Genomic DNA, 11,945 nt, shown 5'->3' with positions numbered 1-11,945 from the left:
CGGTGGTGCAGGCGGTACCGTCGCCGCAGTCCGCGGCCGTCGCGCACAGCACGCAGCCGGGGATGGTGGCGTGCCCGCACGCGCCGGCGTCGCAGGTGTCGGTGGTGCAGGCGTTGCCGTCGTTGCAGTCCGTGGCCGTCGCGCACCCCACGCAGCCGGGGATGGTGGCGTGGGTGCAGGCGCCGGCATCGCAGCTGTCGGTGGTGCAGGCGCTGCCGTCGTTGCAGTCGGCCGCCGTCGCGCACGGCACGCAGCCGGGGATGGGCGCGTGCGCGCAGGCGCCGGCATCGCAGGTGTCGGTGGTGCAGGCGTTGCCGTCGCCGCAGTCGGCGGCGGTGGTGCAGGGGACGCAGCCGGGGATGGTCGTGTGCGCGCAGGCGCCGGCGTCGCAGGTGTCGGTGCTGCAGGCGTTGCCGTCGTCGCAGTCCGCGGCGGTGATGCAGGAGACACAGCCGGGGATGGGGTCGTGCGCGCAGGCGCCGGCATCGCACGTGTCGGTGGTACAGGCGTTGCCGTCGTTGCAGTCCGCGGCGGTGGTGCAGGGGACGCAGCCGGGGATGGGGTCGTGCGTGCAGCCACTCTGCGGGTCGCAGCCGTCGACCGTGCAGGCGTTGCCGTCATCGCAGCTGGGCGGCGTGCCGGGCTGGCAGCCGGCGGCTCCGCCGCACGTCTCGGCTCCGTTGCACGGGTTACCGTCGTCGCAGAGCGCCGACCCGCCCTCGTCGATTTGGCCGTCGCAGTTATTGTCCACGCCGTCGCACACTTCCGCGTTTGCGCGCTGGATGTGCAGCACGGCGCTGCCGGTCGTCGGCATGGCGTTAACGGCGGACGCGGTCGCCACGTCCGTGTAGTCACTGTCGACGCAGCCGGGCCTCGCGTCACCCATCACCTGGATGGTCAAGGTGGCGCCGGGGAGCAGGCTCGGCACCTTCACCTCGAGCGGGTTCGTCTGCGTTTCCGTTGCCGTCACGCTCGGGTCATCCGAGAAGACCCGGACCATGACGTTGCTCAGGTAGGGCGGGAAGGCACTGTTGTCGATGATGATACCCTTGGCGGCTCCGACCCCGTCGTTGTGCACGGCGATGGTGAACTCGACCGGGGTGGTCACGTTCACCGGGACCTGATCGGGCCTGATCGTCACGTCGACCGACAGGGTGGCTGCGGGGATGAACGTGCAGTTCAGATGGCCCTTGTTGTAGTTGTTGGGGTCCGTCGCGGTGGCGGGGAAGAAGAGCGAGCGGTCGAGGTCGGCGGCGCTCGCGATGAGGCCATTCGTGACCATCACCGAGACCGGGAACGCAAATTCCACGAAGTAGTCCGCGTCGCCGTCGAAGTACGACCCGTCGGTGGTGGAGACGATGCGCGCGAGCGGGGTCGTGTTGGCCGTCGACGCCAGGTGGTAGTCCTGTGAGAAGAGCTGCACCTCCGAGCCGTCGCGGAAGAGCGGGGAGAAGCTGATGTCCTGGGCGATCGTGTTCTTCCAGATCTCGATGGTGTTCGTCTTCCCGTTGAGCGAGAGCTGGTACTGGTACTGGAACGGATCACCCGACGGCACCTGCATGAGCGCGGTCCAGGAGTACTGGACGAACGTACTCGGGTCCGCGTCCATGCGGTAGCGGAGGTAGAGAAAGCCGTCGTCGTGGGCGAGGTAGGCGGGGGAGAAGGTCGCGTCGCCCGCGAAGTCGACGGCGGCTGGGCTCGTGTGCGAGATCAGGTCCCGGTTGTCGCAGGTGAGCGGGATCCAGGCGACGGCGTCGAAGTTCGGACTGGACGCGCTGGCCGTGTCCGGACTGACCGCGCTGGCCGTCGCCGCCTGTGCGGCCAGCATGGCCAGTAGACCCAGCATCGCCGCGCGGGGCCGCGCTCCACGAGATGACGTCGTTTCGCTCATCATTGACCCTTCCCCTCGTCGTGCGTTCGAAAGCCTTCACGAGCGTCACCTGTGCGACGCTCGCGCACCGCTTGTTCAAGATGTGTGCCGCGGTGGCGCGCCCCGCACGCCGGCCGGCAGGCGGCGCTGGCGCGACCGCCTGGTCGCGCCCTCTATCTGCGCAGAAAGTCAGTGAGTGAGCGCGGTCGCGCCGGAGGGCGCCGCGGCCGGTGGGGTGGGGTCGGCAGCAGCAGGCAGGTGGCGCGCACGGGGCTCGCGCATCAGGTCCACACGGCGAGTGCGGAGGCGGAGATCATCCATCGGACGGTGGAGCCCAGGCATGCGGCTTGCGGCTCTGCAAGACACGCGAGCCTGCAAGGCACCGCTGCACGGGGGTCTCCAGGGCCCGTCGCGAGCTGGCACGGGTGCACGACGGCGAGGGTTCGACGTCCCGCGCCGGAGTGCCCAGCAGGCCGACCGGCGCCCGCGCTCAGCCTCGCTGGTCGACCGGCTCTGGCGATGCGACTCCCGCTCGGCAGGAACCTCACGGAGCGAGCTGACGCTCGGGATGGCCTCGTGCGGACGTGCGCGGCCCGCCTGGGCGTGCGGTCCCCCCGGGTTCGCGGCTGCAGCACCTGCTATGGACTCGCCACCCGGGCGAGCACGCGCCGCAAGGGGCTTCCCATAGGCTTCGCGAGCGTGTTAAGGCACCGCGCGAGGGAGCCGGTCCGACTCCGGGCCAGATGGCGAACTGAAGAAGCAAGCCAGCATATGCCCCGGAAGCAAACGATGAAGGAGAGAGAGTTGCAGTTGGAGATCGAGGACCTCGAGGAGCGCGTTGCACCATCAGCGATCGGCAACCCGGTGCCCGCCGGAGCCACTCCGCAGCCGAGCGGCGGCGGACGACGACAACCCGCCGCCGAACGGAGCCGGGCCACAGCCACGCTGACGGATTGACCCGCGCCGCGGGCCCGAGTCGGCCCGGCCCCTCACGACGCTCGGTTTGGTGCGCAGGTGCACCACCGGCCGTCGGCTCCCGGCTCCGGGTCCAGAGTGGCAGCGGCCTTGGAAACGCGACCGCCCGGCACCTTCGCCGTCGCCCGCGTTTGACACCCCCCGGCCCCGCCGCCATCATCCGCGCGCCGCGATGCGCATCCACCTGATCTCGCCGACGCACTACCGGCGCGACGGATCCCTCCACAAGACGACGCGCTACTGGACGAGCGGCATCACCCTGCCCTACCTGAAGGCCCTCACGCCGCCGCCGCACGAGGTCTCGTTCACCGACGAGCTGATGACCGACCTCGACCTCGCGCGTGTCGAGCGCGAGGCGGACGTGGTCGGGTTGACCGCCATGGGCCCACAGATCCGCCGCGCCTTCGATCTCGCGGATCACTTCCGCGCGCGCGGCAAGAAGGTCGTCCTCGGCGGGACGTGGGTGTCGCTCGTCCCCGAGGAGTCGCTCCGGCACGCCGACGCCGTGGTTGCGGGCGAGGCGGAGTACGTGTGGCGGGACGTGCTCGCCGACCTCGCGGCCGGGCGGTCGCGCGGCATCTATCGCGCCGAGCGCTGGCACGACCTGACGAACCTCCCCGGCATCGACTGGTGGAGCCTGCCGCTGCTCAAGGTCGACGCCTTCCGCGCCAGCTGGCTCTACCGCATGTACTTCTTCTGGCCGATCTTCTTCTCGCGCGGTTGCCCGCACCCGTGCGAGTACTGCGCCGTCCAGACCTACTACAGCCGGAGCTTCCGCACCCGCCCGGTCGACGACGTGATCGAGGACGTGCGGCAGCTGCGCGCCCTCGGCGCGCGCCGCCTGCTCTTCCTCGACGACAACCCGATCGCCCGCCCCGAGGAGGCCAAGGAGCTCTTCCGGCGCCTCATCGCCTTCAAGGTCCAGTGGGTGAGCCAGGCGACGATCAACGTGGCGCGCGACCCGGAGCTGCTCGACCTGGTGGCGCGCTCGGGCGCCCGCGTCCTCTCGATTGGCTTCGAGAGTCTCTCCGAGGAGAGCCTCGCCGCGGTCGCCAAGACCTTCAACCGCCCGCGCCGCTTCACGGAGGACATCGCGAAGCTCCGCGCGCGGGGCATCCAGGTGATCGCGCTCGTCATGGTGGGGCTCGACGGCGACACGCCGGAGTCCTTCGCGGCGACGCTACGCTGGCTCGAGGAGAACAAGATCGGCTTCCTGAAGCTCTTCACGCCCGCCCCGTACCCCGGCACCAAGTTCCACGCCGACATGCTCGCCGCGGGCCGCCTCCTCGACGGCGACTGGGGCCACTACGACTACGGCAGCGCGGTCGTGCGCCCGCTTCACATGACGGCCGGGCAGATGCTCGACGGCTTCCGGTACGTCTACTCGGGCTTCTACTCGGTGCGCAGCATGCTGCGGCGCTTCGTGCCCCCGCCGCGGCGGAACCTGCTCGAGACGCTCGCGATGGTGGTCGCGAACGCCAAAGTGAACGGTTACCTGCGGCGGAACCCGGAGGCCTGGGGGACGATCTCGTAGGGCGCGACGGCGGAGCCCTGCGATTTACCCCCGAGTGGTCGGCGACAGAGAACGACCAGCGACCGGCGATACCCCGCGCGCGCCTACGCGCTACAGGCAATCCGCCTCTCGGAGCTCCAGGCGCCCAGGGTCATTACACCCAGGATCATCGGCACCGGGAGCAGCTCGCGCCGGAGGGGATCCAGGCACAGCCCGAGCGACTCGAGCGTGAAGGCACCGAGGAGCAGCGCATCCTCAGGCTCCCCGAAGACGACGTCGGCGCCGCCTACCCGGTCCCCGTAGCGAAAGAAGGCCACCCCCTTCTTGCGGACGATCCGCGTCCCGTTGGCCAGGCGGAACTCCTGCTCCGCCAGGGGCCGAACGCCGAGCCGGCCGAGGACTTCCGCGGGAACCACCGAGTAGATGGCGCCCGAATCCACGAGGAAGTCGAGCTCCTCGGTGATCTCGGGGTTGGCCACGTTCCCGACCCGCAGCCGCATGGTGGTGAGCCCCATGGGCGCAGCATAGCGGCGCGAATCGCCCCCTGCCAGACACATCCACCTCTTCGACCGGAATACTCCGCGCGAGCCGCCGCTACCTCCGCCGCAGCCCCGCCGCTCGCGGTACCACCTCGTCGGCGGCGCACGCGCCCGCCGCCGGCGTGCCCCACACGTCCTCGAACATGAGCCACTGCGCGGGCACCTCGCGCACAAGCCGTTCGTACGCGCCCACCGTGGCGCCGAGCGCCGCCACGCTCTCGGCCGGCGTCTTCGGGTCGAAGCGCCCGACGACACGGATCTCGTAGCGCCGGATGCCGGTGCGGACGGCGAACACGGGCACGATGGGCGCCCCCGCCACCCGCGCCACCGCGAACGGCCCCAGCTGGAAGCGCGCCGGGCAGCCGCAGAACTCGACCTCGTGGCTCCCGGGCATCGGGCCCCACGGCTCGATCTGCATGCCGACGATCTCGTCGCGGCGGAGCGCTTGCAGGATGGGGAGCCCGGTGAAGACGGAGCGGTCGGAGTAGATCACCCGGAAGCCGTGCCGCGAGCGGATCGCGTGCATGAAGTCGCGCACGGTCGGGTTGGGCTCGCGGGCGACCACCATGCTGACCGGACGTCCGAGCCCGGAGAGGTGCCGCGCCGCCACCTCCCAGGAGCCGAAGTGGCCGGTCAGCACGACGAGGCCGCGGTGCTCGGCGAGCGCGCCGTCGAAGATCTCCGCGCCGACGACGTGGAGCTCGAGCGGGCGCGGGCGCGGGCCCCACTGTTCCATGGCCTCGGTGACCGAGCGCGCGAACTCCGCGAACACGCGGTAGGCATGCCAGCGCTCGCGCAGCCAGCCACTCGGCCCGCGGACCGACCCACGGATCTGGCGCTGGTTGGCGAGCACCGCCGCTCGCTGGGCCCGCGCGATCGCGAAGATGATGGCCGCGATCACCGGCGGGGAGCCGCGCTTCCACCACTCCGGGCCGTAGACGCAGCCGAGCTCCGCGAAGCGGCGCCACGCCGCGCCGTCGAAGCGCAGCGTGGCGCGGAGCGTCTTCCAGTCCATGGCGCGCCGGCTTTAGCGGAGCGGCCGCGCGCGGGCAAGGGGCGGCCGCGTCTGTGAACGCTCAGCGCGGCGGCTTCAGCGTGATGCGGCCCTCGGCGCACAGCTCGCCGTCGACCAGCACACGGCCGCGCAGCAGGATCGCGCCGCCGAAGTTGCGCAGGATCTCCACCTCGACGCGCAGCTCGTCGCCGACACGCACCTCGCCCAGCATGCGGAAGTCGTCCACCGCGGCGAGGTAGCCGGCGGCCGGCGCGCGCTGCGCAGCCAGGAGCGCGCCCCCGCCCTGCGCGAGCGCCTCGATCACGAAGGCGGCGGGCAGCCGCCCGTCACGTCCGACGCACGGGTCCGCCGCGCTCACCAGCTTCGAGAACGCTCCCGTCCGCTCGCCGATCTCGAGCACGCGGTCGAGGAGCAGGAAGGGCGTCCCGTGGGGCAGGCGCGGGACGGGATCGAAGGACGCTTTCACACGGCCTCCAGACGAAGCGGCCGGCAGAGCCCGCCGCGGGCGAGACCGTCCACAGCCGCGACCCGCACGGCGCGCGGCCGCGCCGCGCCCGTCACCACGTCGAGGCCCGCGCGTGCCGAGAGCACGAGCCCGCAGGTGGGCGGCACGAGGCCGGTCGAGACGGCGAGCGCGGCGGCGGCCGCCGCGAGCGCCCCCGCGGCGCCGAAGTCGCCGAGGGCGCCGCGCACGGCGGTGACCGTCACGCGCCGCCCGCCGAGCGCGCGCGCGAGCGCCGCCGCCTCGAGCGCGTCCAGCTCGGGACGGCCGCTCGCGGCGGCGAATACGACGTCGGCATCGCTCACCGTGCGTGCGAGCCCCTCGGCCAGCGGCACCGGGTCGCGCGCCCAGCCGTGCACCGGCGCAGGTACTGCGAAGCCGGGCGGAGCGACCAGCCGGGCGCGGATGCGTGCGCCGCGCGCGCGGGCGCGCGCGAGCGGCTCGAGGACGAGCACCGCGGCGCCCTCGCCGGGGCACGCGCCGTCGGCCGCCGGGTCGAGCGGACGCGGCACGCCGCACGCGACCACCCGCCCCTCGCGCAGCACCTGGTGGAGCACTGCGCCGAGCTCGTCGGCACCGCCGGCGAGGCAGACGTCCACCCCGCCCTCGGCCACCTGCTCGGCGCCCCACGCGATCGCCGCCTCGCCCGAGGCCTCCGCGGCGGAGAGCATCGCGGTCGGCCCGGTGATGCCGAGCTCGATCGAGGCGTAGCTGAGCGGCGCGTTGAAGACCAGGTTCGGGAAGAGGAGCGGGTTGCCGCCCCCCCGCGTGAAGAGCCGGTCGAGGAAGGCTCCCGTCTCCTGCAGGTTGCCCCACGCCGAGCCGAGGCCGAGCCCGGTGCGCGCCGGCTCGAGCGCCGCGAGGCCGGCGTCGGCGAGCGCCAGGCGGCAGGCCGCCAGCAGCATGAGCGACACCCAGTCGATGCGCCGGCCGATCGCGGTCGTCACCAGCTCCCGCGGCTCGAGCGGCGGCACCTCGCCACCGAGCGCCACGCCGCGCGGCACCTCGAAGCGGCGGATCGGGCGGAGGCCGCACGTGCCCGCCACGAGGCCGCGCCAGAAGGGCTCGACCCCGTGCCCGAACGGGCTCACCACCCCGATGCCGGTCACCGCGACGTCCGTCATCGCCCCTCCGCCCGCCCGAGGACGAGGGTCACGTTGTGGCCGCCGAAGCCGTAGGACGAGGTGAGCGCGGCGCCGAGCGGCACGCGCCGGCCGGGCGTGCGCACCAGATCCAGGTCGGCCCACGCCGGGTCCGGCTCGCGCAGGCCGACGGTGGGCGGGACGATCCCCTCGTCGAGCGCCACCACCGTGACCGCCGCCTCGATCGCGCCCGCCGCACCCAGGCAGTGGCCGACCTGCGACTTGGTCGAGCTCAGGGGAACGCGTGCCAGGCGCGACCCGAAGACGGCGCGCAGCACGCCCACCTCCATCGCGTCGTTCTGCGGCGTGCCGGTGCCGTGCGCGTTCACGTAGTCGATCGCCTCGGGCGGGAGCCCCGCGGCCGCGAGCGCCGCCCGCAGGGCGGCGAGCGCGCCCCGGCCCTCGGGATGCGGCGCGGTCGGATGGTGCGCATCCGTTGCGGTGCCGTGGCCGAGGAGGGCGGCGTGGGCGCGGGCGCCGCGGGCGCGGGCGTGCTCCGCGTCCTCCAGCACCAGCGCGGCCGCGCCCTCGCCGAGCGAGAGGCCGCGCCGGTGGCGGTCGAAGGGCCGGCAGCGGTCCAGGTCGAGCGCCTGGAGGGCGTCGAAACCGGCGTAGGTGAGCCGGCAGAGGCCGTCGGTCCCGAGCGCGAGCGCGACCCGCGCCTCGCCCCGTCGGATCGAGTCGGCGGCGAGGGCCACCGCGAGCGCGCTCGACGAGCACGCGGTCGAGAGCGTCACCTGCGGGCCGTAGAAGCCGAGCGCCTGGCTCACCGCCGCCGCCGTGGTCGAGAGCGGCGTCCCCAACAGGCGCGAGAGCCGGAAGCGCCGCTCCTCGCCCGCCCGGCGCCGCCGGTAGACTTCCTCGGTCTCGAACATGCCGCCCGTGGTCGCCCCGACCGCGAGCGCCGCCCTCCGCCGGAGACCCGCGTCGAGGCCGGCCGCGCCGCAGGCCTCGGCCGCGGCGGCGAGCGCGAACCGGTCCGGCCGCGAGAGGCGGCGCGTCGTGGCGAGCGGCAGCGCGGCCACCGCGGCCGGCACCGCCTCGGGCACCTGCGCCGCGCTCCGGCAGCGGCCCCGGTAGGGGAAGAGCGTCAAGGGGCCGATGGCGCAGCGCCCGTCGACGAGCCCCGCCGCGAGCGCCGGCACGTCGCCCCCGAGCGCGCACACCACCCCGACCCCCGTGATCACGACCCGTCGGGGCACGCGCAGCTAGCCCGGCCGCTCGGCGAGGATGAAGTCGACGAGCGCGTCCACCGAGCCGAAGGCGCGCCGCCCGACCTCCTCGTCGGGGATCGAGACGTGGAAGCGATCCTCGACCAGCACCACCAGCTCGAGCGCGTCGATCGAGTCGAGGCCGAGCGTCTCGCCGAAAATGGGCGCATCGTCGGGGATGTCGCCCGGGGCGATCTGGAGCCGGAGCCCGGTGGCGAGGAGGTCCTTCACCTCGCGGCGGAGGCTGTCACGATCCATGGCCGCCCCTGTTTAGAGCATCGCGAGGCCGCCGTCCACGTGAAGCGTGGTCCCGGTGACGTAGGACGCGGCGGGCGAGGCGAGGAAGAGGATGGTGGCCGCGACCTCCTCGGGGCGGGCGAGGCGGCCGAGCGGAATCTGCCGCGCGAGCTCGTCGCGGCGCGCCGCGGCGCCGCCGGCCACGAGCCTGGTGTCGACGAGGCCCGGGGAGACCGCGTTCACCGTGATGCCGAAGCGCGCGACCTCGCGCGCCAGCGACTTCGTGAGCGCGACCAGCCCGCCCTTCGAGGCGGCGTAGCCCGACGCCCCCTCATGCCCGAGGAAGGCGGCGGGGGAGACCACGTTCACGATGCGCCCGCCGCGGGCGGCGATCATGGCGCGCAGCGCGGCGCGGGCACACAGGTAGGCGCCCTTCAAGTTCGTCTCGATGACGCGGTCCCAGGCTTCCTCGGTGACCAGCATGAGGGGCGCGTCGTGGGTGACGGCGGCGTTGTTGACCAGGATGTCCGGCGCGCCGCCAAACCCCTCGCGCAACTCGGCGAAGAGGCGGGCCACCGCCTCGGCGTCGGCCACGTCGGCGCGCGCGGCATGCGCCGCCACACCCGTGGCGCGGAGCGCGGCGAGCGTCTCCGCCGCCTCGGCCTCGTCCTCGGCGCGCGAGTAGTTGAAGGCGACCGCCGCGCCTGCGCGCGCGAACGCCTCGGCGGTGGCGCGCCCGATGCCGCGCGAGCCGCCGGTGACCAGCACGCACCGGCCGGCGAAGCTCACGCCCCATCCCCCGCGCGCGCCACCAGTGCGGCCACGTGCCCGCTCGCGCACACGTCGAGGACGAGGAGCGCGCCCTCGCGCGGCGCCGCGGCCAGCGCGGCGAGCAGGCCGAGGGTGCCGGCCGCGCCGAAGGTCTCGCCGAGGGTATCCTTCGGGCGGACGATCGTCCGCGGCTCGAGGCCGCCGAGCGCCGGCCGCTCCAGCCCCGCGAGCGCCGGCGGCGCCGCCGAGACCACCACGCGGACCTCGGAGGGCAGGAGCCCGGCCTCCTCCAGCGCCGTCGCGACCGCGGCCGCGAGCCCGGCGCCGGCCCCCTCCCCCGCCGGGTCCGGCTCGAAGCCGGCGCCGACTCCCTCGACGGTGCCGAGGACGGCGCGGCCGCGCGCGCGCTCCGCATGCTCGAGCACGACGAGCGCCGCCCCCTCGGCGGGCGCGCGCCCGCAATCGAGACCGCCGGCGGCGAGCCAGCGGCGGAGGTCGTCGTCGAGCGCGTCGGCCCCGCCCGCCACGACCGCGTCGGCGTGGCCCGCGCGCACCAGGTCGGCGGCATGCCCGAGGGCCACGAGGCCCGACGCCGCGCCGGCCGTGAGCGTCACCGACGGCCCGCCCAGCCGGTACGCGATCGCGAGCTCGCCGGCGGCGGCGTTCGACACCGTGGCCGCGAACAGACGCGGGCTCGCGGCCGCGGGGCCACCCTCGAGCAGCCGCCGCTCGTAGGCGGCGTTGGTGAGGAAGCACCCGAATGCCGTGCCGAGCACGACGCCGAGCCGCGGCCGGGGCTCTCCGTCGGTCGCATCGAGACCGGCCGCCACGAGTGCGCGCCCCGCCGCGGCGAGCACGAGCTGGGTCACGCGCTCCGCGCGTGCCGCGCGCGCCCGCACCGCCTCGGGGAGCGCGTCGAGCGAGACGTCCCGCGACGTCACCGCGCCCGCGCCGGTGATGGCGACCGGGTCCCTCATGCGCGGCCGAGCACGAGCGCGGCGTTGGTCCCCGCGAATCCGGAGGAGCTGGAGACCGCGACCTCGACGGCGCGCGCGCGGGCCGTCCCCTTGACGAGATCCAGACCGTCGCACGCGGGATCGGGTGTGGCGAGCCCCGCGGTGGGCGGAATCCGGCCCTCCGCCAGCACCCGCGCGCACACGATCGCCTCGAAGGCGCCCGCGGCGCCCAGGGTGTGGCCGATCGCCCCCTTGATCGAGTTGACGGGGACCGTCCGGCGGCCGAAGACGCGCGTGATCGCCGCCGCCTCCATAGCGTCGTTGTAGGGCGTGCCGGTGCCGTGCGCCGAAACGAGGCCGACGGCAGCGGGCGGCGTCGCGGCGCCGGCCAGGGCCGCCCGGAGCGCGCGCACCGCGCCGCCGCCCTCGCGGTCGGGCGCCGTCATGTGCGTGGCGTCGCCCGCGGCACCGACGCCGAGCACGCGGGCGCGCACACGGGCCCCGCGCCGGGCGGCGTGGGTGGCGTCCTCCACCACCACGATCGCGCCCCCTTCGCCGAGGACGAGGCCCCGCCGGGCGGCGTCGAAGGGGCGCGCCACGTCGGCCGTCGCCCTCAGGCAGTTGAAGCCCGACACGACGAAGCGGCAGAGGAGGTCCGCCCCGCCGGCGAGCACGACGTCGGCGCGCCCGGTCCGTACCCAGTGCGCGGCGAGCGCGATCGCGTGCGTGCCGGACGCGCACGCGAGCTGCGCCGTGGCGACCGGCCCGCGGCAAGCGAGCGTGCGGGCCAGGCGAACCGCGGGTCCGTAGTACGGGATCGCCCCGAGACCCGCCGGCAGCGGCTCGCCGCCCGCCATCCAGCGCTCGAAGAGCTGCATGCCCCCGAGCGTGGTGCCGAGCGCGACGGCCACCCGGCGGGCGTCGAGCCCGCGCGGGTCGAGCGCGGCATCCGCCAGCGCCTCGGTGGCCGCCGCGAGCGCGAGGGCGCCCGCCCGGTCGGGGTCCGTGCGGGCGACGTCGCGTACCTCCGCCGCCGAGCGCGGGGTGAGATCGTCGGCCGGGAAGCCGCGGATCGGCGCGATGGCCGTGTGGCCGGCGAGGAGGCCGTCCCACAGCGCACGCACGCCAACGCCGAGCGGAGAAACCGCTCCGCAGCCGGTGATCACCGCCGCGCGACTGGACACGAACCGGGCGGACTATTTCACGCCCGCCGC

General features: G+C 74.5%; 11 protein-coding genes. 1 reads left to right on the top strand and 10 read right to left on the bottom strand.

Annotation, left to right across the window (positions count from 1 at the left end):
- A partial coding sequence (locus tag E6J59_11080) for a hypothetical protein (GenBank protein TMB19732.1) occupies positions 1 to 1,894 on the bottom strand: 1,894 nt, incomplete at its 3' end.
- Between the two features lie 1,123 nt (positions 1,895 to 3,017).
- On the opposite strand from E6J59_11080, the gene E6J59_11075 reads away from it, so the two are divergent.
- The gene (locus E6J59_11075; protein ID TMB19731.1) at positions 3,018 to 4,379 is read left to right on the top strand and encodes a radical SAM protein; all 1,362 of its coding nucleotides are present in this window, start codon (positions 3,018 to 3,020) and stop codon (positions 4,377 to 4,379) included.
- Positions 4,380 to 4,462: 83 nt separating this feature from the next.
- Here E6J59_11075 and E6J59_11070 read toward each other — a convergent pair whose 3' ends face one another.
- The 9 genes from E6J59_11070 to E6J59_11030 all read right to left on the bottom strand — a co-directional run bounded on the left by E6J59_11070 (position 4,463) and on the right by E6J59_11030 (position 11,915).
- Positions 4,463 to 4,915 (bottom strand): Retroviral aspartyl protease, encoded by a 453-nt coding sequence (locus E6J59_11070; protein TMB19730.1) that lies wholly within the window; start codon positions 4,913 to 4,915, stop codon positions 4,463 to 4,465.
- Between the two features lie 37 nt (positions 4,916 to 4,952).
- Complete coding sequence (locus E6J59_11065; protein ID TMB19729.1) at positions 4,953 to 5,912, bottom strand: lysophospholipid acyltransferase family protein; 960 nt, start codon at positions 5,910 to 5,912, stop codon at positions 4,953 to 4,955.
- Between the two features lie 61 nt (positions 5,913 to 5,973).
- Positions 5,974 to 6,378, bottom strand: coding sequence for a 3-hydroxyacyl-[acyl-carrier-protein] dehydratase FabZ (locus E6J59_11060; protein ID TMB19728.1), 405 nt, complete (start codon positions 6,376 to 6,378; stop codon positions 5,974 to 5,976).
- Positions 6,375 to 7,538 (bottom strand): hypothetical protein, encoded by a 1,164-nt coding sequence (locus tag E6J59_11055; GenBank protein ID TMB19727.1) that lies wholly within the window; start codon positions 7,536 to 7,538, stop codon positions 6,375 to 6,377. Before E6J59_11055 ends, E6J59_11060 begins: the two co-directional genes overlap by 4 nt.
- The gene (locus E6J59_11050; protein ID TMB19726.1) at positions 7,535 to 8,758 is read right to left on the bottom strand and encodes a beta-ketoacyl-[acyl-carrier-protein] synthase family protein; all 1,224 of its coding nucleotides are present in this window, start codon (positions 8,756 to 8,758) and stop codon (positions 7,535 to 7,537) included. Before E6J59_11050 ends, E6J59_11055 begins: the two co-directional genes overlap by 4 nt.
- 6 nt (positions 8,759 to 8,764) lie before the next feature.
- A complete protein-coding gene (locus tag E6J59_11045) occupies positions 8,765 to 9,025 on the bottom strand; it encodes an acyl carrier protein (GenBank protein ID TMB19725.1) in 261 nt (86 codons plus the stop codon).
- 12 nt (positions 9,026 to 9,037) lie between these two features.
- Entirely contained in the window at positions 9,038 to 9,793 is a 756-nt protein-coding gene (locus E6J59_11040; protein TMB19724.1) for a glucose 1-dehydrogenase, read from the bottom strand.
- The gene (locus E6J59_11035; GenBank protein ID TMB19723.1) at positions 9,790 to 10,752 is read right to left on the bottom strand and encodes a hypothetical protein; all 963 of its coding nucleotides are present in this window, start codon (positions 10,750 to 10,752) and stop codon (positions 9,790 to 9,792) included. Before E6J59_11035 ends, E6J59_11040 begins: the two co-directional genes overlap by 4 nt.
- Positions 10,749 to 11,915 carry a beta-ketoacyl-[acyl-carrier-protein] synthase family protein gene (locus E6J59_11030; protein ID TMB19722.1) on the bottom strand — a complete coding sequence of 389 codons (1,167 nt, stop codon included), beginning with the start codon at positions 11,913 to 11,915 and terminating at the stop codon, positions 10,749 to 10,751. Before E6J59_11030 ends, E6J59_11035 begins: the two co-directional genes overlap by 4 nt.
- Between the last annotated feature and the right edge of the window lie 30 nt (positions 11,916 to 11,945).

The organism is Deltaproteobacteria bacterium, from assembly GCA_005879795.1.
Classification (GTDB): Bacteria; Desulfobacterota; Binatia; order DP-6; family DP-6; genus DP-6.
The sequence above is the reverse complement of the archived record's forward strand: the minus strand, read 5'-3'. Positions and strand labels throughout refer to the sequence as shown.

Coding starts and splice junctions, on each gene's coding strand:
- E6J59_11075 (TMB19731.1), top strand. CDS start 3,018: ATGCGCATCCACCTGATCTCGCCGACGCACTACCGGCGCGACGGATCC.
- E6J59_11070 (TMB19730.1), bottom strand. CDS start 4,915: ATGTGTCTGGCAGGGGGCGATTCGCGCCGCTATGCTGCGCCCATGGGG.
- E6J59_11065 (TMB19729.1), bottom strand. CDS start 5,912: ATGGACTGGAAGACGCTCCGCGCCACGCTGCGCTTCGACGGCGCGGCG.
- E6J59_11055 (TMB19727.1), bottom strand. CDS start 7,538: ATGACGGACGTCGCGGTGACCGGCATCGGGGTGGTGAGCCCGTTCGGG.
- E6J59_11045 (TMB19725.1), bottom strand. CDS start 9,025: ATGGATCGTGACAGCCTCCGCCGCGAGGTGAAGGACCTCCTCGCCACC.
- E6J59_11035 (TMB19723.1), bottom strand. CDS start 10,752: ATGAGGGACCCGGTCGCCATCACCGGCGCGGGCGCGGTGACGTCGCGG.